Origin of the sequence: Escherichia sp. AM3 (assembly GCF_032029835.1) — a bacterium.
Classification (GTDB): domain Bacteria; phylum Pseudomonadota; class Gammaproteobacteria; order Enterobacterales; family Enterobacteriaceae; genus Escherichia; species Escherichia coli.
In genome coordinates, this window is the sequence record NZ_JAVUPQ010000030.1 from 25,706 (window position 1) to 46,651 (window position 20,946).

Genomic DNA, 20,946 nt, shown 5'->3' on the forward strand with positions numbered 1-20,946 from the left:
TTGGCATAAGACAAATTTATGAGCGTTTCATCATTTCGAAGAAATCGTCATTGGTCTTGGTCATGGCCAGTTTATTAATGAGGAATTCCATTGCATCGATTTCGCCCATCGGGTGAATGATTTTGCGCAGGATCCACATTTTCTGCAGTTCTTCCTGAGTCGTGAGCAGCTCTTCTTTACGGGTACCGGAACGGTTGTAGTCGATAGCCGGGAAGACGCGTTTTTCAGCGATCTTACGAGAGAGGTGCAGTTCCATGTTGCCTGTACCTTTAAACTCTTCGTAAATAACTTCGTCCATTTTAGAACCGGTATCGATAAGCGCCGTCGCGATAATGGTCAGGCTGCCGCCCTCTTCCACGTTACGCGCCGCACCGAAGAAGCGTTTCGGACGATGAAGGGCATTGGCGTCCACACCACCGGTCAACACTTTACCTGACGCCGGAACAACAGTGTTGTAAGCGCGCGCCAGACGAGTGATGGAGTCGAGCAGAATGATAACGTCTTTCTTGTGCTCAACCAGGCGTTTGGCCTTCTCGATCACCATTTCCGCAACCTGAACGTGGCGAGATGCGGGTTCGTCAAAGGTAGAAGCAACAACTTCACCTTTTACCAGACGCTGCATCTCGGTTACTTCTTCCGGACGTTCGTCGATCAGCAGAACCATCAGCACACAATCCGGGTGGTTGTAAGCAATGCTCTGAGCAATGTTCTGCAGCAGCATAGTTTTACCGGCTTTCGGCGGTGCCACAATCAGACCACGCTGACCACGACCGATAGGTGATGCCAGATCCAGTACGCGAGCGGTTAAATCTTCCGTAGAACCGTTACCACGTTCCATACGCAGACGAGAGTTTGCGTGCAGCGGGGTTAAGTTCTCAAAGAGGATTTTGTTGCGGGCGTTTTCAGGTTTGTCGAAGTTAACTTCGTTAACTTTCAGCAGCGCAAAATAGCGTTCACCTTCTTTCGGCGGGCGAATCTTACCAGAGATGGTATCACCAGTGCGGAGGTTGAAACGGCGGATTTGGCTAGGGGAAACGTAGATGTCATCAGGACCGGCGAGGTAGGAGCTGTCTGCGGAACGGAGGAAACCAAATCCATCCTGCAATATCTCCAGTACGCCATCACCAAAGATATCTTCGCCACTCTTTGCGTGCTGCTTCAGGATGGCAAAAATAATGTCCTGCTTACGCATACGAGCCAGGTTTTCCAGCCCCATATTTTCGCCGAGAGTGATCAGCTCAGAAACCGGCGTATTCTTTAATTCGGTAAGATTCATAGTGGTGTGAGTTCTTAAACTTGGGGTAAATCTCGAACTTAATGTTGTGAATGGTATGGCAGGATCATCCATGCCTGTTTACGGTCATCGACTCATGTCTTTTCGCTGCCTGGTCACAGGAGAGTACGCAGAACTGAAACGACAAGACGGATTGAGTGACGAGCCAGAAATCTGTTCACTTCGCATTTAAGATAAAACGGGAAGCGTTGGAAATTACAAGATTCAAACTTAATAAGGTATGTTTAATACGAAGTCAACACTAAGTTAGCATGACTCACGCCGGGCGTCCAGTTTTTAGCGACGGGGCACCCGAACATGAAATTCCCTTACGCCAGGTTAGCGTCGAGGAACTCTTTCAACTGACCTTTAGACAGTGCACCCACTTTGGTTGCCGCCACTTCACCGTTTTTGAACAGCAGCAGAGTCGGGATACCACGGATGCCATATTTCGGCGCAGTGCCAGGGTTTTGATCGATGTTCAGTTTTGCAACGGTCAGTTTGCCCTGATATTCGTCAGCGATTTCATCCAGAATCGGGGCGATCATTTTGCACGGACCGCACCACTCTGCCCAGAAATCGACGAGGATCGCCCCGTCCGCTTTGAGTACATCCGTGTCAAAACTGTCGTCAGTCAGGTGAATAATTTTATCGCTCATATATAACTCCACAGGAATAAGCCTGGCGTGTTGGTTTCGTTGTTGGTGTAACATTAACCAACTAAAGGTTGACTTTATTTCACCGGATACGCTTTCGTAAAGCAATAGTAAGCTGATATTCTACCACACTATGAGCAAAACACATTTAACAGAACAGAAGTTTTCCGACTTCGCCCTGCATCCGAAGGTTGTAGAAGCCCTTGAAAAAAAAGGGTTTCATAACTGTACGCCCATTCAGGCACTGGCCCTTCCGCTGACGCTGGCGGGTCGTGACGTAGCCGGGCAGGCGCAAACCGGTACCGGGAAAACGATGGCGTTTCTTACGTCAACGTTTCATTATCTTCTCTCTCATCCTGCGATTGCCGATCGCAAGGTGAATCAACCGCGTGCCTTAATTATGGCACCGACGCGTGAACTTGCCGTGCAGATCCATGCCGACGCAGAACCGCTGGCGGAAGCTACTGGCCTGAAGCTGGGTCTGGCTTACGGTGGTGATGGCTACGACAAACAGCTGAAAGTGCTGGAAAGCGGCGTTGACATTCTGATTGGCACCACGGGTCGTTTAATTGACTATGCCAAGCAGAACCATATTAACCTCGGTGCCATTCAGGTAGTGGTACTGGACGAAGCCGATCGCATGTACGATCTGGGCTTTATTAAAGATATCCGCTGGCTGTTCCGCCGTATGCCGCCTGCAAACCAGCGCCTCAACATGCTGTTCTCCGCCACGCTTTCGTACCGGGTACGTGAACTGGCGTTCGAGCAGATGAACAATGCCGAATATATTGAAGTGGAACCGGAACAGAAAACGGGCCACCGTATTAAAGAAGAGCTTTTCTACCCTTCTAACGAAGAAAAAATGCGTTTGCTGCAAACGCTGATCGAAGAAGAGTGGCCAGACAGAGCGATTATTTTCGCCAATACCAAACACCGTTGTGAAGAGATCTGGGGCCACCTGGCGGCAGATGGTCATCGTGTCGGTTTGTTGACAGGCGATGTCGCGCAGAAAAAACGTCTGCGTATTCTTGATGAATTTACCCGTGGCGATCTGGATATTCTGGTTGCCACCGACGTTGCCGCGCGTGGTTTGCATATTCCGGCAGTGACGCACGTCTTTAACTACGATTTACCCGATGACTGTGAAGATTACGTTCACCGTATTGGTCGTACAGGTCGCGCAGGCGCAAGCGGTCACTCTATCAGCCTGGCGTGTGAAGAGTATGCATTGAATTTGCCTGCTATTGAGACCTATATTGGTCACTCAATTCCGGTAAGCAAATACAATCCGGACGCATTGATGACCGATCTGCCAAAACCGCTGCGCCTCACGCGCCCGCGCACAGGCAATGGTCCGCGTCGTACTGGCGCTCCGCGTAATCGTCGTCGTTCAGGTTAAATAAAAAATGTCATACTCAAAATCATTCAAACTGTATCAAGATGGCAAGAGAATGAATCCCGATGAGCTTACTGTAGTAAGTGATTCAGGTGAAAGAATGCAGCCAACACAGAGACAGATTGAAGGATGAAGAGTATGGGTTCCACCTCGTCGCTGTATGCAGCCATTGATCTCGGTTCGAATAGTTTTCATATGCTGGTTGTGCGCGAGGTGGCTGGAAGCATCCAGACGCTGACGCGAATAAAACGCAAAGTGCGTCTGGCTGCTGGCCTGAATAGCGAAAATGCCCTCTCCAATGAAGCAATGGAGCGCGGTTGGCAATGTTTGCGCCTGTTTGCTGAACGTCTGCAAGATATTCCTCCCTCGCAAATTCGCGTTGTCGCTACGGCGACGTTACGCCTTGCCGTCAATGCGGGTGATTTTATTGCCAAAGCGCAGGAAATTCTCGGTTGTCCGGTACAGGTGATCAGCGGTGAAGAGGAAGCACGTCTGATTTATCAGGGCGTTGCTCACACCACTGGTGGTGCCGATCAGCGCCTGGTGGTGGATATAGGCGGAGCCAGTACTGAACTGGTAACCGGCACGGGTGCACAAACCACCTCGTTGTTCAGCCTGTCGATGGGCTGCGTCACTTGGCTGGAACGCTATTTTGCCGATCGTAATCTGGGGCAGGAAAATTTTGATGCTGCAGAAAAAGCGGCACGCGAAGTGTTACGTCCGGTTGCCGATGAATTACGGTATCACGGCTGGAAAGTGTGCGTTGGTGCTTCCGGCACCGTGCAGGCGTTACAGGAAATCATGATGGCACAGGGGATGGATGAACGCATTACCCTGGAAAAGTTGCAGCAATTGAAACAGCGAGCCATTCATTGCGGTCGGCTGGAGGAACTGGAGATTGACGGGCTGACGCTGGAACGTGCGTTAGTGTTCCCGAGTGGTCTGGCGATCCTGATCGCCATTTTTACCGAACTGAATATTCAGTGTATGACCCTGGCGGGCGGTGCGCTGCGTGAAGGCCTGGTCTACGGCATGTTGCATCTGGCCGTCGAGCAGGATATTCGCAGCCGTACGCTGCGTAATATTCAACGCCGCTTTATGATCGATATTGATCAGGCACAGCGCGTAGCCAAAGTTGCGGCTAACTTCTTCGATCAGGTGGAAAACGAATGGCATCTTGAAGCAATAAGCCGCGATTTGCTCATCAGCGCCTGTCAGCTTCATGAAATCGGCCTGAGCGTTGACTTCAAACAAGCGCCGCAACACGCTGCTTATCTGGTGCGTAATCTGGATCTTCCCGGTTTTACCCCCGCACAGAAAAAATTGCTGGCGACGCTACTGCTCAACCAGACTAATCCGGTCGATCTCTCATCGCTGCATCAGCAAAATGCCGTACCGCCGCGCGTCGCAGAACAACTCTGCCGTTTACTACGCCTGGCCATCATTTTTGCCAGCCGTCGCCGTGACGATCTCGTGCCAGAGATGACATTACAGGCTAACCATGAACTGTTGACCTTGACGCTTCCGCAAGGTTGGCTAACCCAACATCCGCTGGGTAAAGAGATTATTGCTCAGGAAAGCCAGTGGCAGAGCTATGTCCACTGGCCGCTGGAAGTGCATTAATGAGTAAGTGCCGGATGCGATGCTGACGCATCTTTTCCGGCCTTGATTATTTCCCTCGTTTTGCCGCCATCATCGCTTTCAGATTCGCCAGATGGCTTTGCCCTTTCTGCATCCGTTCTTCGGCGCTGACCACTTTGCGCTCCTGTTCCCAAATCAGATCATCCTGCGGCAGCTCCAGCAAAAAGCGGCTCGGCTCCGGGCGCACCAGTTCGCCGTACTGACGGCGTTCTTTACACAGCGTAAAGGTCAATTCCTTCTGGGCGCGGGTAATGCCGACATAGGCCAGCCGCCGCTCCTCATCGATATTATCTTCATCGATGCTGCTCTGGTGCGGCAAAAACCCTTCTTCCATACCGACCATGTAGACATAAGGAAACTCCAGCCCTTTCGACGCGTGGAGAGTCATCAGTTGCACCTGATCCAGCTCTTCTTCACTCTCACCACGCTCCATCATGTCGCGCAAAGTAAAGCGCGTCACCACCTGGGTGAGCGTCATCGGCTCATCCAGTTCACTGCCTTCCAGCATCTCCGTCATCCAGCTAAACAGTTGGTTGACGTTCTTCATGCGCATTTCGGCGGCTTTCGGGCTGGGCGATGTTTCGTACAGCCAGGATTCATAATCCATGCCATGGATCAGATCACGCACCGCGGCAATCGGCTCCCGCTCCGCCAGACGCTGGATTTCTGCCAACCAGTGAGTGAAGCGGGTCAATGCTTCATAACCACGTCCGCTAAGCGTCTGACTCAGGCCCATATCAAAGCTGGCGGTAAACATGCTTTTATTGCGCGTCATCGCCCACTCACCCAGCTTTTTCAGCGTAGCCGGGCCAATCTCTCGCTTCGGCGTGTTAACAATACGCAGAAATGCGCTGTCATCGTCCGGGTTAGTCAGCACGCGCAGATAAGCCAGCAAGTCCTTGATTTCAGGACGAGAGAAAAACGACGTACCACCAGATATTTTGTACGGGATGCGGTTTTGCATCAGGAATTTTTCAAACACCCGCGACTGATGGTTACCGCGATAAAGAATGGCGTAATCTTTGTACTGCGTTTTATTGACGAAGTGATGGGCGATCAGCTCGCCAGTAACGCGCTCAGCCTCATGTTCTTCGTTATTCGCGCTTAATACTTTTAGCTCCGCGCCATAACCCAGTTCGGAGAACAGACGCTTTTCAAAGACGTGCGGGTTATTGGCGATCAGGATGTTCGCCGCTTTCAGAATACGCCCGGAAGAGCGATAGTTCTGCTCAAGCTTAATCACCTTCAGCGCCGGAAAATCCTGACTCAGCAGCACCAGGTTTTGCGGACGTGCACCGCGCCAGGAGTAGATCGACTGGTCATCGTCACCCACCACGGTAAAGCGCGCGCGGCTGCCCACCAGCAGTTTCACCAGCTCATACTGGCTGGTGTTGGTGTCCTGATACTCATCCACCAGCAGATAGCGAATTTTGTTCTGCCAGCGCTCGCGGACTTCTTCATTGCGTTGCAGCAGCAACGTCGGCAATAAAATCAGATCATCGAAGTCGAGAACGTTACAGGCTTTCAGGTGTGCATCATACAGCCCATAACAATGGGCAAAAATACGGTCCCGCTCGCCAATCGCACTTGCTGCCGCCTGGGACGGTGTTTTGAGATCATTCTTCCAGTTAGAGATGGTCGAAATCAGTTGTTGCAGGAGAACTTTGTCATCTTCAATCAGCCCCTCGGTCAACTCTTTAAGCAAAGCAAGCTGATCGGTATCGTCAAACAACGAGAAGTTCGCTTTCATCCCAAGCGCCGCATACTCGCGTTTGATGATATCCAGCCCCAACGTATGGAAAGTGGAGATCATCAGCCCACGCGCCTCTTTGCGCCCCAGCGTCTGCCCTACACGCTCTTTCATCTCGCGCGCTGCTTTATTAGTAAAGGTCACCGCCGCAATGTGCCGCGCCTGATAACCGCAACCGCGGATCAGATGGGCGATTTTATTGGTGATAACACGAGTTTTACCGGAACCCGCGCCCGCCAGCACCAGGCAGGGGCCGGTAACGAATTCGACAGCTTGTTGTTGGCCGGGGTTTAGACGCATAGGTGTATTGCTCAATCTTCGAACGGGGGGAGGATTGTAGCAGAATCGCATTTGAATGTGACCGCGTGTAAGCCGCTAACCGGTTGGCTGCGGATGTTTAAATCAGAGAGAGAAGACCGAAATCGGAGTTCATCGTGAATCCATTAGACTTAGAAAATATCGGGTCGTAACGTTGTGTTATTACTTTTTCAGAGTTTACTAAGGAGAGGTTTACTCGTGGCGATTAATTTCAGCCCTAAGGTTGGTGAAATACTGGAATGCAACTTTGGTAACTATCCTGTTAGCCAAAATGGACCGTTCAGCACGACGTATTACGATGGCCGCATTCCTCCTGAAATGATAAAAAACAGGTTAGTTGTCGTGCTCAACGGAAAAATTAATGGCAACGCATGCATCGTCGTTCCATTATCAACCACTCGCGACCAGACAAGTTAAAACGTGGAATGCATGTTGAAATAGCCAGTAATGTTATCAATGACCTGCAATTCTTTGATCAGCAGATTCGTTGGGCCAAAGCCGACCTGGTACAACAAGTCAGTCGAAACAGATTAAACAGAGCAAGGACTTACAGAGGGTATCTTAATCAATGTTTGCCACATGAGTTGGTTGCAGACATACAGAGGGCGGTCATCAAGTCAATCAATGCCATATCGCTCATAAATTGACAATAAAATAACCATCCCCGATAATGACTTTGTAGCCCATAGAGGCCCTAAGTTTTCTCCCCTTGAGGGACCTGCGAAGCCCGGATTTTCCGGGCTTTTGCCATATATGTACCAGCCACTCCCTGACTGACAATTACGTTAGCATCTGCGGATCATGCTAAAATCGCCGCCTGACAATTATTCACTCAAGGCACGATCATGGCAAAAACAGCAGCAGCACTGCATATCCTTGTAAAAGAAGAGAAACTGGCTCTGGATCTTCTCGAGCAGATTAAGAACGGGGCCGATTTCGGCAAGCTGGCGAAGAAACACTCCATTTGCCCATCAGGCAAACGCGGCGGTGATTTAGGTGAATTCCGCCAGGGTCAGATGGTTCCGGCGTTCGATAAAGTGGTTTTCTCTTGTCCGGTACTGGAGCCGACCGGCCCGCTGCACACCCAGTTCGGATATCACATCATTAAGGTGCTGTACCGCAACTAATAGCAAGGCCTTCTCCAGGAGAAGGCCTTGAGTGTTTTCTCCCTCTCCCTGTGGGAGAGGGTCGGGGTGAGGGCATCAGCGCGCACTTAACCCGCAACAGCAATACGTTTCATATCTGTCATATAGCCGCGCAGTTTCTTACCTACCTGCTCAATCGCATGGCTGCGAATCGCTTCGTTCACATCACGCAGTTGCCCGTTATCTACCGCGCCTTCCGGAATAGCTTTACCCAGGTCGCCCGGTTGCAGCTCTGCCATAAACGGTTTCAGCAACGGCACACAAGCGTAAGAGAACAGATAGTTACCGTACTCAGCGGTATCAGAGATAACCACGTTCATTTCGTACAGACGCTTACGGGCGATGGTGTTGGCAATCAGCGGCAGCTCGTGCAGTGATTCATAATATGCAGACTCTTCAATGATGCCGGAATCGACCATGGTTTCGAACGCCAGTTCAACGCCCGCTTTCACCATCGCGATCATCAGTACGCCTTTATCGAAGTACTCCTGCTCGCCGATTTTGCCTTCATACTGCGGCGCGGTTTCAAACGCGGTTTTGCCGGTCTCTTCACGCCAGGTCAGCAGTTTCTTATCATCGTTGGCCCAGTCCGCCATCATACCGGAAGAGAATTCGCCGGAGATGATGTCGTCCATATGTTTCTGGAACAGGGGTGCCATGATCTCTTTCAGCTGTTCAGAAAGCGCATAAGCACGCAGTTTCGCCGGGTTAGAGAGACGGTCCATCATCAGGGTGATGCCGCCCTGTTTCAGTGCTTCGGTGATGGTTTCCCAACCGAACTGAATCAGTTTTTCTGCGTATGCTGGATCGGTACCTTCTTCCACCAGCTTGTCGAAGCACAGCAGAGAGCCAGCCTGCAACATACCGCACAGGATGGTTTGCTCGCCCATCAGGTCAGATTTCACTTCCGCAACGAAGGACGATTCCAGCACACCCGCACGGTGACCACCGGTTGCAGCCGCCCAGGCTTTGGCAATCGCCATGCCTTCGCCTTTCGGATCGTTTTCCGGGTGAACGGCAATCAGCGTCGGTACGCCGAACCCACGTTTGTACTCTTCACGCACTTCGGTGCCTGGGCATTTCGGCGCAACCATCACTACGGTGATATCTTTACGGATCTGCTCGCCCACTTCGACGATGTTGAAACCGTGCGAGTAGCCCAGCGCCGCGCCGTCTTTCATCAGTGGCTGTACGGTGCGCACTACATCAGAGTGCTGCTTGTCCGGCGTCAGGTTAATCACCAGATCCGCCTGTGGGATCAGTTCTTCGTAAGTACCCACTTTAAAACCATTTTCGGTCGCTTTACGCCAGGACGCGCGCTTCTCGGCAATCGCTTCTTTACGCAGAGCGTAGGAGATATCGAGACCAGAATCACGCATGTTCAGGCCCTGGTTCAGACCCTGTGCGCCACAGCCGACGATGACTACTTTTTTACCCTGAAGGTAGCTCGCGCCATCGGCGAATTCATCGCGGCCCATAAAGCGACATTTGCCCAGCTGTGCCAGCTGCTGGCGCAGATTCAGTGTATTGAAGTAGTTAGCCATGGTGATTCCTCGTGATGTTGTGCTTCTTATTGTTCGGTTCGCGTTTGCGAGATTGAATTCACTATATGACAGGAAATTTATTGCGGAAATTGATATATTCACAACGTCACATTGCAATTTTTGCAACGTCAACATCGAGGGCTGTCCCTGTGGATTTACGCGATCTGAAAACCTTCCTGCATCTGGCGGAAAGCCGCCATTTTGGCCGCAGCGCGCGGGCGATGCACGTTAGCCCATCCACGCTCTCACGGCAGATTCAGCGCCTGGAAGAAGATCTCGGTCAGCCGCTGTTTGTGCGCGATAACCGCACGGTGACGCTGACTGAAGCGGGCGAAGAGCTGCGCGTTTTCGCCCAGCAAACGCTGTTGCAGTATCAGCAGTTGCGCCACACCATCGATCAGCAAGGGCCGTCGCTCTCTGGCGAATTACATATCTTCTGCTCGGTGACCGCTGCCTACAGCCATCTGCCGCCGATTCTGGATCGCTTCCGCGCGGAACACCCGTCGGTGGAGATTAAACTTACTACTGGTGATGCGGCAGATGCGATGGAAAAGGTGGTCACTGGTGAAGCGGATCTGGCGATTGCGGGTAAACCGGAAACCTTGCCCGGCGCAGTGGCGTTTTCGATGTTGGAGAATCTGGCAGTAGTGCTGATTGCCCCCGCGCTGCCCTGCCCGGTGCGTAATCAGGTGTCGGTAGAGAAGCCGGACTGGTCAACGGTGCCGTTTATTATGGCCGATCAGGGGCCGGTACGCCGCCGCATTGAACTGTGGTTTCGACGCAATAAAATCAGTAACCCGATGATTTACGCCACGGTTGGCGGGCATGAAGCGATGGTATCGATGGTGGCACTCGGCTGTGGCGTGGCATTGTTGCCGGAAGTGGTGCTGGAAAACAGCCCCGAACCGGTGCGTAACCGCGTGATGATTTTAGAGCGCAGCGATGAGAAAACGCCGTTTGAGCTGGGCGTGTGTGCGCAGAAAAAGCGGCTACATGAGCCGCTAATTGAGGCATTCTGGAAGATTTTGCCGAACCACAAATGACGTTGTCGCGCGGGTAGGCCTGATAAGCGAAGCGCTATCAGGCATTTTTCCCTAACCCGCCAAAAAGAACCTGAACGCCGGGTTATTGGTTTCGTCGTGGCAATCGTAGCCCAGCTCATTCAGCCGGGTTTCGAAATCCGGTTCATGGTCGCCAAGTTCGAACGCCGCCAGTACGCGCCCGTAGTCGGTGCCATGGCTGCGATAGTGGAACAAAGAAATGTTCCAGTACGTACCCAGCGTGTTGAGGAAGCGCAGCAGCGCGCCCGGTGATTCCGGGAATTCGAAGCTGTAGAGGCGTTCCTGCAACGGATGCGATGGACGTCCGCCGACCATATAGCGCACGTGTAGCTTCGCCATTTCGTCGTCGGAGAGATCAACCACGCTGTAGCCGCCGTCGTTGAGCATCTGCAAAATTTCTTTGCGCTCTTCGAGGCCGCGGCTCAGGCGCACACCGACAAAGATGCAGGCGTTTTTGGCATCGGCAAAACGGTAGTTGAACTCGGTGACCGAACGCCCGCCAAGCAGTTGGCAGAATTTGAGGAAGCTGCCTTTTTCTTCCGGAATGGTCACCGCCAACAACGCTTCACGCTGTTCGCCCAGTTCGCAGCGTTCTGAGACGTAGCGCAGGCCGTGGAAGTTCACGTTGGCACCGGAAAGAATATGCGCCAGCCGTTCGCCGCGAATGTTGTGCAGGGCGATATATTTTTTCATTCCCGCCAGCGCCAGCGCGCCAGAGGGTTCCGCCACCGCGCGCACATCTTCGAATAAATCCTTCATCGCCGCACAGATCGCATCGCTATCGACGGTGATGATGTCGTCGAGATACTCCTGGCATAAACGGAAGGTTTCGTCACCGATGCGTTTTACCGCTACGCCTTCAGCAAATAGCCCTACGCGCGGCAGATCAACCGGATGACCCGCATCCAGCGCTGCTTTCAGGCAGGCGGAGTCTTCCGCTTCTACGGCGATCACTTTGATTTGCGGCATCAGTTGTTTGATCAGCACCGCCACGCCAGCAGCCAGACCGCCGCCGCCGACTGGCACAAATACGCGGTCGAGATGGGCGTCCTGCTGGAGCAGTTCCAGCGCCAGCGTGCCTTGCCCGGCAATCACCATCGGATGGTCGAACGGCGGCACCCAGGTGAACCCCTGCTGCTGTGACAGTTCGATCGCTTTGGCTTTCGCTTCATCAAAGTTCGCACCGTGGAGCAGCACTTCGCCGCCGAAGCCGCGCACCGCATCAACTTTGATATCGGCGGTGGCGGTTGGCATGACGATCAGTGCCTTCACGCCTAACCGTGCGGAAGAAAACGCGACGCCCTGCGCGTGGTTACCCGCAGAAGCGGTGATCACGCCGTGCGCTTTTTGTTCTTCCGTCAGGCCCGCCATCATGGCGTATGCACCGCGCAGCTTAAAGCTGTGCACCGGCTGGCGATCTTCGCGCTTCACCAGAATCACGTTATCAAGACGCGACGACAGTTTTTCCATTTTCTGTAGCGGCGTAACCTGCGCCGCTTCATAGACCGGCGCGCGTAGCACCGCTCTTAAATATTCGGCACCTTCCGGGGTGCCGGACAGGGGTTGCGAGTCAGCCATCATTAACCCCCCAGTTTCGATTTATCGCGCACCGCACCTTTGTCGGCGCTGGTCGCCAGGCTGGCGTAGGCACGCAGCGCAAAGGAAACCTGACGTTCACGGTTTTTCGGCGTCCAGGCTTTGTCACCCCGGGCTTCCTGCGCTTCACGACGCGCCGCCAGTTCGGCATCGCTTACCTGTAACTGAATACCACGGTTCGGAATGTCGATAGCGATAAGATCGCCGTCTTCAATCAGGCCAATGCTGCCGCCGCTTGCCGCTTCCGGTGAGACGTGCCCGATAGAAAGGCCAGAGGTGCCGCCAGAGAAACGACCGTCGGTGATCAGCGCACAGGCTTTACCGAGCCCCATTGATTTCAGGAAGCTGGTTGGGTAGAGCATTTCCTGCATCCCCGGACCGCCTTTCGGGCCTTCATAGCGAATTACTACCACATCTCCGGCGACAACTTTACCGCCGAGAATCGCTTCTACCGCGTCGTCCTGGCTTTCGTACACTTTCGCCGGGCCGGTGAATTTGAGGATGCTGTCATCGACGCCCGCGGTTTTAACGATGCAGCCGTTTTCTGCGAAATTACCGTAGAGCACCGCCAGGCCGCCGTCTTTGCTGTAGGCGTGTTCCAGCGAGCGGATACAGCCGTTTGCGCGATCGTCATCGAGAGAATCCCAACGGCAATCCTGCGAGAATGCCTGTGTAGTCCGAATGCCCGCCGGGCCTGCGCGGAACATATTTTTTACCGCGTCATCCTGGGTCAGCATAACGTCGTATTGTTCCAGCGTTTGCGGCAACGTCAGGCCAAGTACGTTTTTCACATCACGGTTCAGTAACCCCGCACGATCCAGTTCGCCGAGAATACCGATAACACCACCAGCACGATGAACATCTTCCATATGGTATTTCTGGGTGCTCGGCGCAACTTTACACAGCTGCGGAACCTTGCGGGAGAGCTTATCGATATCACTCATGGTGAAGTCGATTTCCGCTTCCTGCGCCGCCGCCAGCAGGTGAAGTACGGTGTTAGTCGATCCACCCATCGCGATATCCAGCGTCATGGCGTTTTCAAACGCCGCCTTACTGGCGATATTACGCGGCAGTGCACTTTCGTCGTTTTGCTCGTAATAACGTTTGGTCAATTCAACAATGCGTTTACCAGCATTAAGGAACAGCTGCTTACGGTCCGAGTGGGTTGCCAGCAGCGAGCCGTTGCCTGGCTGCGACAAACCCAGCGCTTCGGTCAGGCAGTTCATTGAGTTAGCGGTAAACATCCCGGAGCAGGAACCGCAGGTTGGGCAGGCGGAACGTTCAACCTGATCGCTCTGGGAGTCAGAGACTTTCGGGTCTGCGCCCTGGATCATCGCATCAACCAGATCGAGCTTGATTATCCGATCGGACAGCTTGGTTTTCCCGGCTTCCATCGGGCCGCCGGAAACAAAGATCACCGGAATATTTAATCGCAGGGAAGCCATCAACATCCCAGGGGTGATTTTGTCGCAGTTGGAGATACAGACCATGGCATCGGCGCAGTGGGCGTTGACCATATACTCAACGGAATCAGCGATCAGTTCGCGAGATGGCAGTGAATAAAGCATCCCCCCGTGGCCCATGGCAATCCCATCATCCACCGCAATGGTGTTGAACTCTTTGGCAACGCCGCCAGCCGCTTCAATTTGTTCGGCGACCAGTTTACCGAGATCGCGCAGATGGACGTGACCCGGTACAAATTGGGTGAACGAGTTCACAACCGCGATAATCGGCTTACCGAAATCGGCGTCGGTCATCCCGGTGGCGCGCCACAGTGCGCGGGCCCCCGCCATATTACGGCCATGGGTGGTGGTAGCGGAACGATACTTAGGCATGCTTTATTTACTCCCAGTGTCTGTCTCGTAAATGGGACGGTGCGTGCCGTCCCATTTTTTGTATTTATTGATTAACTTGATCTAACCAGCCCCATTTATCTTCGGTTTCGCCAGTGAAGAGGCCGAAGAAGGCTTGCTGGATGCGTTTGGTAACCGGGCCGCAACGGCCTTCACCAACCTGAATACCATCTACGCTGCGCACTGGCGTGATTTCTGCCGCAGTACCGGACATAAACACTTCATCCGCCAGGTACAGGGATTCGCGCGACAGCACCTGCTCACGGACTTCAATTCCCAGCTCTTTTGCCAGTTTGATGATGGCATCACGGGTAATACCCGGCAGCGCGGAGGAGGTGAACGGTGGGGTGAACAGCACGCCGTCTTTCACTTCAAACAGGTTTTCGCCTGCACCTTCAGAGATGTAACCATTCACATCCAGCGCGATACCTTCCTGATAACCGTGGCGGCGTGCTTCACTACCCACCAGCAGGGAAGAGAGGTAGTTACCACCGGCTTTTGCCGCGGTTGGGATGGTGTTTGGTGCTGCGCGGTTCCAGGAGGAAACCATCGCATCGATCCCCTGCTCCAGCGCTTCTGCGCCCAGATACGCTCCCCACGGGAAAGCGGCGATAATCACATCGGTTGAGTATCCCGCTGGCGGGTTAACGCCCATGCCAACATCACCGACGAAGATCAGCGGACGGATATAGGCGCTGGTGAGATTGTTTTTGCGGATCACGTCACGACAAGCTTCCATCAGCTCATCAATGCTCTGCGAAACCGGAAAGCGATAGATTTTGGCGGAGTCATGCAGACGCTGCATATGCTCACGATGGCGGAATACAACCGGTCCTTTGTGCGAGTCGTAGCAACGGATGCCTTCAAAAACCGAGGTGCCATAGTGCAGCGCGTGCGACATCACATGCACCTTCGCGTCTTCCCAGCGAACCATCTCCCCATTGAACCAAATGTAATCAGCTTTCTTCGTGGTCATTTTTATATTCCTTTTGCGCTCAGGCGCGGATTTGTTGTGATGTGGTTGTGCTCTGGCAGATGGCAACGTGTGCGACGTCCACCAGTTTATTTAACTGACTAAACAGTAAGTCGACCGACCGTGGGCTGGCAACGGTCAATTCGATATTTATATTTTGTGCATCGCTGGCGGCGGCCATATTCATTGAGCAGACGTGGAAACCACGATGACGCACCACGCGTAAAACACGTTCTAAGGTTTCTGGATTGAAGCGAGCCGATACATTGACCTGATGTTGCATCATGATAATTTCTCCAACATTTCTGAATTACTGGCACCTGGCGGCACCAGCGGCCAGACGTTCTCAAGTTCGTCGATTGAGACATGAAGCAGGTATGGCCCATCACTGTTCAGCATGGTGTTGAGTGCCGCTTCAACCTGGTCTTTACGGGTGATGTGTTGGCCAGGGATGCCGAAGGCGCTGGCTAACATGAGGAAATCGGGGTTATCAGTAAGGGTGGTTTCGCTGTATCGTTCCTGAAAAAACAGTTGCTGCCATTGTCGAACCATCCCTAACCGTTGGTTATCGAGTAAGACGATTTTCAACGGTAACTGCTTGCGTTTTACGGTGCCCAGCTCTTGCACATTCATCATGAAAGAGCCGTCACCGGAGATACAGACAACGGTATCGTTCGGTCGCGCGACTTGTGCGCCAACCGCCGCCGGTAAACCAAAACCCATGGTACCTAAGCCGCTGGAGGTGATGAAATTTTCCGGGCGAGTGTGGGCGATGTGCTGCGCAGCCCACATCTGGTGCTGCCCCACATCTGTGGTCACGACGCAATCCGCAGGTTTACGATCCGACAGTTGTTTTAACAACAACGGCGCGTAGATAGCGTCACCGGGATGGTCGTAACGCCAGGCATGTTCATCACGCAGCTGCGCGCAGTGTTGCTGCCAGTCATTGATATTTAACGGCTGCTGTAATGCTGGTAACAGAGCATTTAAATCACCTTGTAATGCCACATGTGCCTGACGCAGCTTGTTCATTTCTGCCGGGTCGATATCCATATGGATAACACTGGCGTGTGGTGCGAAGGTGTTCAGTTTGCCGGTCACCCGGTCATCAAAACGTGCACCCACGGCGATCAGCAAGTCGCACTCCTGCACCGCGAAGTTCGCCGCTTTGGTGCCATGCATTCCCAGCATGCCCAGATAGTACGGATAATCTGCTTCAACTGCGCCCAGCCCTTTCAGCGTGCAGGTGGCAGGCATTTTTGTGGTAGCGAGAAATTCTCGTAAAGCAGGAACTGCCTGCGCCATACCCACGCCACCACCAACGTACAGCATCGGTTTTTGCGCTTTTGCCAGCATCTGGCGCGCTTGCTCGACTTCGGCATGTGGGAAAGTCACTTCGTTTTCAACGGTGGTGAACCACGGTTCCAGGTCGCCGCTGGCTAATTGGATATCTTTTGGGATATCGACCAGAACCGGACCAGGACGACCTGAGCTGGCAACGTCGAATGCTTCAGCCATGATGCGCGGCAACTCTTCCAGCGACTGCACCAGGAAGCTGTGCTTGGTACAGGCTAGCGACAATCCCAGGACATCCACTTCCTGAAATGCGTCCGTGCCGATAAACGGTGCGGACACTTGACCGGTGATGGCAACAACGGGGATGGAATCTAACAGTGCGTCCGCAAGCCCGGTTATCAGGTTGGTTGCGCCCGGACCAGACGTGGCGATACATACGCCAGTTTTGCCAGTAGCACGGGCATAACCGATAGCCGCCATTGCCGCACCCTGTTCATGTCGGCACAGCAAGTGCTCCACGCCGCCGTCATACAATGCATCGTAAACCGGCATAATTGCGCCACCCGGATAACCGAAAACGGTATTCACACCCTGTGCCCGCAACGCATGTACCACCCACTGTGCGCCATTCATAGTTAGTTCCCCGTCCTGAATCTTGAGAAACAGAATTTTGTGCTGTTATTCATTGTCTGCTCCTCGGTTATGTTTTTAAGGTCAAAAAAAACCCCCGGACCTTTCGGTGCGGGGGTCTTAGTTCGTTAAGGCTTGATTTCTAAGCCTTTCCTCGTCCAAGTGCAGCCCCGCACGGTGGGATAATAATCACCACCACGCTAATCACGACCAGGCTAATCACTCGTAGAAGGGCTGTCATTTTGTCTTTTCTTGCATCTTGTTCGAAGGAATGCTTAAAGAGTTACCATAGGTTTTGTAAATAGTACAAGATATTTTTTGGCCGATTTTTATGATGCGTTTAATAATTTCAATAGAAATTGTTGTTTTTTAAAAAGAAAATAGTGAGTGAAAAAAATTCAATTTCGGTCTGAATGTTGTTCCCTTCCTCTTAGTTCATCCTTTGTCCGCTGTATTTTTGCGAGCATCATTCCACCGCCAGAACAACTCAACTTCACTTGCACAAATAAACAGGAATCAGCCACTAAAATTCACGAATTAGCGGGCTACAGCAGCGATATCTTATGCACATAATGGTGACTCAAGGAGGGCTTATGTCACTGTCAATTGTTCATACCCGCGCAGCCCTGGGAGTAAATGCGCCCCCAATCACTGTTGAGGTACATATCAGTAAAGGTCTACCCGGCTTAACGATGGTGGGCTTACCAGAAACAACGGTGAAAGAAGCTCGCGATCGCGTGCGCAGCGCCATTATCAATAGCGGATATGAATATCCGGCGAAAAAAATCACCATCAACCTTGCTCCAGCCGATCTACCAAAAGAAGGGGGACGATATGATTTACCTATCGCCATTGCGTTGCTGGCGGCCTCAGAACAGCTTACAGCCAATAAGTTAGATGAATATGAATTAGTCGGAGAACTGGCGCTTACAGGCGCTCTGCGTGGCGTTCCCGGCGCAATCTCCAGTGCAACTGAAGCTATTAAGTCGGGCAGAAAAATTATCGTCGCGAAAGATAACGAAGATGAAGTGGGGCTAATTAACGGTGAAGGATGCCTGATAGCCGATCATCTGCAAGCTGTCTGTGCGTTTCTGGAAGGTAAGCACGCTCTCGAACGCCCGAAACCAACTGATGCAGTATCCCGGGCGCTACAACATGATCTCAGTGATGTTGTCGGTCAGGAACATGGAAAGCGAGGACTGGAAATTACCGCCGCTGGCGGGCACAACCTTTTACTGATTGGGCCTCCGGGAACAGGTAAAACAATGCTCGCCAGCCGTATTAATGGCCTGTTGCCAGATTTAAGCAATGAAGAGGCACTGGAGAGTGCTGCGATATTAAGTCTGGTAAATGCTGAATCAGTCCAAAAACAATGGCGGCAGCGCCCGTTCCGCTCACCTCATCACAGTGCATCGTTAACTGCGATGGTAGGCGGTGGCGCAATTCCAGGGCCCGGTGAAATTTCGCTGGCGCATAACGGCGTGCTTTTTCTTGATGAGTTACCTGAATTTGAAAGGCGTACACTGGATGCCTTGCGAGAGCCGATTGAATCCGGGCAGATCCATCTTTCACGCACGCGAGCAAAAATAACCTATCCAGCCCGTTTCCAGCTTGTCGCGGCGATGAATCCCAGCCCTACCGGACATTATCAGGGAAACCATAACCGCTGCACACCAGAGCAAACGCTGCGTTATCTCAACCGACTCTCTGGTCCCTTTCTCGACCGCTTCGATCTCTCACTGGAGATCCCATTACCGCCTCCCGGTATTTTGAGTAAAACGGTAGTGCCGGGAGAAAGCAGCGCCACCGTTAAACAACGCGTAATGGCCGCCAGAGAGCGCCAATTTAAGCGGCAGAATAAACTGAACGCCTGGCTGGATAGTCCGGAAATACGCCAATTCTGCAAACTTGAGAGCGAAGATGCGATGTGGCTGGAAGAAACGCTGATCCATCTGGGGTTATCGATTCGTGCCTGGCAGCGGTTATTGAAAGTTGCACGAACCATTGCTGATATTGATCAGTCTGACATTATCACACGTCAACATTTGCAGGAGGCAGTTAGCTATCGAGCGATTGACCGTTTGCTCATCCATCTGCAGAAACTACTGACATAAAAAAAGGGCATTTCGCCCTTTTTATTAATCGTCAGAATCGGTGTAGTCTTCAGCACCTTCAACCTGCGGTTTACCGCCGGAAAGGGTGTGAAAACGTTTTGGACGCTTAATACGCGTCATATACTTGGACCACACGCGTTCTGCTTCTGTCACTGGCTCACGTTCGCCACGGCATACTGCTACGAAGAGTTTCTCTTCCTCGGTAACCGGCTCGCGTTTGCCAAGATCCAACTCATTGAAGGCATAACCATGACGCTCAAGCAGTTGTGCCTCTTTGATGGTGAAATCACCATGACGAGAGAATCCACGTGGATAATGTTTATTGTCGAAATATCGATTAGTCGTCGTAAAGCTTTCCGCCATCCTGCACGCTCCTAATTCTTTGACCGAGCTAGTTATGGCGCGGAGTATTAGTTACGCTTGACAGAGTGTAAAACAAAACATTTAAATCATAACGACAAATAATTTTGCGGAGAGCACTGTGGATACGGAATTGTTAAAAACTTTCCTGGAAGTTAGCCGAACGCGTCACTTTGGTCGAGCGGCTGAATCGCTCTATCTGACCCAGTCAGCAGTGAGCTTTCGAATCAGACAACTGGAAAATCAACTGGGTGTGAACCTTTTCACCCGCCACAGAAACAATATCCGTTTAACCGCTGCCGGTGAAAAACTACTGCCTTATGCAGAAACGCTCATGAGCACCTGGCAGGCCGCCCGCAAGGAGGTGGCGCATACCTCACGACATAACGAGTTTTCTATCGGTGCCAGCGCCTCATTGTGGGAATGTATGCTTAATCAGTGGCTGGGACGTTTGTATCAAAATCAGGATGCCCATACAGGCTTACAGTTCGAAGCGCGAATTGCCCAACGGCAGTCTCTGGTAAAACAGCTGCATGAACGCCAGCTTGATCTTCTTATTACCACTGAAGCGCCCAAAATGGACGAATTTAGTAGTCAGTTGCTGGGATATTTCACTTTAGCGCTTTATACCAGTGCCCCTTCAAAACTAAAGGGAGATCTTAATTATCTGCGACTTGAGTGGGGGCCAGATTTTCAACAGCATGAGGCAGGTTTGATCGGTGCTGACGAAGTGCCCATTCTGACAACCAGTTCTGCTGAACTGGCACAGCAACAGATTGCGATGCTTAATGGTTGCACCTGGCTACCCGTCAGCTGGGCGCGTAAAAAAGGCGGCCTGCATACCGTTGTCGATAGCACAACACTTTCACGGCCGCTTTATGCCATATGGCTGCAAAATAGCGATAAAAATGCGTTGATTCGCGATCTTTTAAAAATTAACGTGCTGGATGAAGTGTATTAATATGAATGGCTGGCAAGGATGCCGGTAGAAGGATTTACTTCGGAGAGGGTTATTTCAGATAAAAAAAATCCTTAGCTTTCGCTAAGGATGATTTCTGGCAGGGGCGGAGAGACTCGAACTCCCAACACCCGGTTTTGGAGACCGGTGCTCTACCAATTGAACTACGCCCCTAATTAGGGTGGCGGAACGGACGGGACTCGAACCCGCGACCCCCTGCGTGACAGGCAGGTATTCTAACCGACTGAACTACCGCTCCACCGAATTCTTTTACAACCACCGGTTTTATGACCGGCTTACTGCTTAATTTGATGCCTGGCAGTTCCCTACTCTCGCATGGGGAGACCCCACACTACCATCGGCGCTACGGCGTTTCACTTCT

Annotated in this window: 19 protein-coding genes, 2 tRNA genes and 1 pseudogene; 7 read left to right on the top strand and 15 right to left on the bottom strand. The window is 52.3% G+C overall.

Annotated features, from left to right (window positions below; all coding sequences use genetic code 11):
• Positions 1 to 16: 16 nt before the first annotated feature.
• The 3 genes from rho to trxA form a co-directional block, all read right to left on the bottom strand.
• Positions 17 to 1,276, bottom strand: a complete 1,260-nt coding sequence (rho, locus tag RTW80_RS12875) for a transcription termination factor Rho (RefSeq protein ID WP_001054527.1) — start codon at positions 1,274 to 1,276, stop codon at positions 17 to 19.
• An 84-nt stretch (positions 1,277 to 1,360) separates the two neighbouring features.
• Entirely contained in the window at positions 1,361 to 1,462 is a 102-nt protein-coding gene (rhoL, locus tag RTW80_RS12880; RefSeq protein WP_001295255.1) for a rho operon leader peptide RhoL, read from the bottom strand.
• Positions 1,463 to 1,602: 140 nt separating this feature from the next.
• Positions 1,603 to 1,932, bottom strand: coding sequence for a thioredoxin TrxA (gene trxA, locus RTW80_RS12885; protein ID WP_001280776.1), 330 nt, complete (start codon positions 1,930 to 1,932; stop codon positions 1,603 to 1,605).
• A gap of 130 nt (positions 1,933 to 2,062) precedes the next feature.
• On the opposite strand from trxA, the gene rhlB reads away from it, so the two are divergent.
• Together rhlB and gppA are read left to right on the top strand one after the other, a co-directional pair.
• Positions 2,063 to 3,328 (top strand): ATP-dependent RNA helicase RhlB, encoded by a 1,266-nt coding sequence (rhlB, locus tag RTW80_RS12890; protein ID WP_000047499.1) that lies wholly within the window; start codon positions 2,063 to 2,065, stop codon positions 3,326 to 3,328.
• A 135-nt stretch (positions 3,329 to 3,463) separates the two neighbouring features.
• On the top strand, positions 3,464 to 4,948 hold the full coding sequence (gene gppA / locus RTW80_RS12895; protein ID WP_001295254.1) for a guanosine-5'-triphosphate,3'-diphosphate diphosphatase: 1,485 nt from the start codon (positions 3,464 to 3,466) through the stop codon (positions 4,946 to 4,948).
• Between the two features lie 46 nt (positions 4,949 to 4,994).
• On the opposite strand, the gene rep is transcribed toward gppA, so the two are convergent.
• Complete coding sequence (gene rep, locus RTW80_RS12900) at positions 4,995 to 7,016, bottom strand: DNA helicase Rep (protein ID WP_001238886.1); 2,022 nt, start codon at positions 7,014 to 7,016, stop codon at positions 4,995 to 4,997.
• A gap of 216 nt (positions 7,017 to 7,232) precedes the next feature.
• Between rep and RTW80_RS12905 the strand changes: the two are divergent.
• Positions 7,233 to 7,681 (top strand): annotated as a pseudogene (locus RTW80_RS12905) (type II toxin-antitoxin system PemK/MazF family toxin).
• Positions 7,682 to 7,879: 198 nt separating this feature from the next.
• Positions 7,880 to 8,161, top strand: a complete 282-nt coding sequence (ppiC, locus tag RTW80_RS12910) for a peptidylprolyl isomerase PpiC (RefSeq protein ID WP_001140251.1) — start codon at positions 7,880 to 7,882, stop codon at positions 8,159 to 8,161.
• An 86-nt stretch (positions 8,162 to 8,247) separates the two neighbouring features.
• On the opposite strand, the gene ilvC is transcribed toward ppiC, so the two are convergent.
• A complete protein-coding gene (ilvC, locus tag RTW80_RS12915) occupies positions 8,248 to 9,723 on the bottom strand; it encodes a ketol-acid reductoisomerase (protein WP_000024939.1) in 1,476 nt (491 codons plus the stop codon).
• 149 nt (positions 9,724 to 9,872) lie between these two features.
• On the opposite strand from ilvC, the gene ilvY reads away from it, so the two are divergent.
• Positions 9,873 to 10,766 carry an HTH-type transcriptional activator IlvY gene (ilvY, locus tag RTW80_RS12920; RefSeq protein WP_000365791.1) on the top strand — a complete coding sequence of 298 codons (894 nt, stop codon included), beginning with the start codon at positions 9,873 to 9,875 and terminating at the stop codon, positions 10,764 to 10,766.
• A 51-nt stretch (positions 10,767 to 10,817) separates the two neighbouring features.
• Here the strand turns inward: ilvY and ilvA are convergent, their stop codons facing one another.
• The 7 genes from ilvA to ilvL form a co-directional block, all read right to left on the bottom strand.
• The gene (ilvA, locus tag RTW80_RS12925; protein ID WP_001338652.1) at positions 10,818 to 12,362 is read right to left on the bottom strand and encodes a threonine ammonia-lyase, biosynthetic; all 1,545 of its coding nucleotides are present in this window, start codon (positions 12,360 to 12,362) and stop codon (positions 10,818 to 10,820) included.
• A gap of 2 nt (positions 12,363 to 12,364) precedes the next feature.
• The gene (gene ilvD, locus RTW80_RS12930) at positions 12,365 to 14,215 is read right to left on the bottom strand and encodes a dihydroxy-acid dehydratase (protein WP_312719266.1); all 1,851 of its coding nucleotides are present in this window, start codon (positions 14,213 to 14,215) and stop codon (positions 12,365 to 12,367) included.
• 64 nt (positions 14,216 to 14,279) lie between these two features.
• Positions 14,280 to 15,209 (bottom strand): branched-chain-amino-acid transaminase, encoded by a 930-nt coding sequence (ilvE, locus tag RTW80_RS12935; RefSeq protein WP_000208520.1) that lies wholly within the window; start codon positions 15,207 to 15,209, stop codon positions 14,280 to 14,282.
• 19 nt (positions 15,210 to 15,228) lie between these two features.
• On the bottom strand, positions 15,229 to 15,492 hold the full coding sequence (gene ilvM, locus RTW80_RS12940; protein WP_000983255.1) for an acetolactate synthase 2 small subunit: 264 nt from the start codon (positions 15,490 to 15,492) through the stop codon (positions 15,229 to 15,231).
• Complete coding sequence (gene ilvG, locus RTW80_RS12945; RefSeq protein ID WP_001012620.1) at positions 15,489 to 17,135, bottom strand: acetolactate synthase 2 catalytic subunit; 1,647 nt, start codon at positions 17,133 to 17,135, stop codon at positions 15,489 to 15,491. Before ilvG ends, ilvM begins: the two co-directional genes overlap by 4 nt.
• 2 nt (positions 17,136 to 17,137) lie before the next feature.
• Complete coding sequence (gene ilvX, locus RTW80_RS12950; RefSeq protein ID WP_001387183.1) at positions 17,138 to 17,188, bottom strand: peptide IlvX; 51 nt, start codon at positions 17,186 to 17,188, stop codon at positions 17,138 to 17,140.
• A gap of 86 nt (positions 17,189 to 17,274) precedes the next feature.
• Positions 17,275 to 17,373, bottom strand: a complete 99-nt coding sequence (gene ilvL, locus RTW80_RS12955; protein WP_001311244.1) for an ilv operon leader peptide — start codon at positions 17,371 to 17,373, stop codon at positions 17,275 to 17,277.
• Between the two features lie 352 nt (positions 17,374 to 17,725).
• Between ilvL and RTW80_RS12960 the strand changes: the two genes are divergently transcribed.
• On the top strand, positions 17,726 to 19,246 hold the full coding sequence (locus tag RTW80_RS12960) for a YifB family Mg chelatase-like AAA ATPase (RefSeq protein WP_000058966.1): 1,521 nt from the start codon (positions 17,726 to 17,728) through the stop codon (positions 19,244 to 19,246).
• 24 nt (positions 19,247 to 19,270) lie between these two features.
• On the opposite strand, the gene maoP is transcribed toward RTW80_RS12960, so the two are convergent.
• Positions 19,271 to 19,609 carry a macrodomain Ori organization protein MaoP gene (maoP, locus tag RTW80_RS12965; RefSeq protein ID WP_000841001.1) on the bottom strand — a complete coding sequence of 113 codons (339 nt, stop codon included), beginning with the start codon at positions 19,607 to 19,609 and terminating at the stop codon, positions 19,271 to 19,273.
• 118 nt (positions 19,610 to 19,727) lie between these two features.
• Here maoP and hdfR point away from each other — a divergent pair, with 118 nt between their 5' ends.
• A complete protein-coding gene (gene hdfR, locus RTW80_RS12970; protein WP_000379245.1) occupies positions 19,728 to 20,567 on the top strand; it encodes an HTH-type transcriptional regulator HdfR in 840 nt (279 codons plus the stop codon).
• A 95-nt stretch (positions 20,568 to 20,662) separates the two neighbouring features.
• Here the strand turns inward: hdfR and RTW80_RS12975 are convergent.
• Both RTW80_RS12975 and RTW80_RS12980 read right to left on the bottom strand, forming a co-directional pair.
• Positions 20,663 to 20,738: transfer RNA gene (locus tag RTW80_RS12975), tRNA-Trp, on the bottom strand.
• A gap of 8 nt (positions 20,739 to 20,746) precedes the next feature.
• Positions 20,747 to 20,823: transfer RNA gene (locus RTW80_RS12980), tRNA-Asp, on the bottom strand.
• Positions 20,824 to 20,946 lie beyond the last annotated feature (123 nt).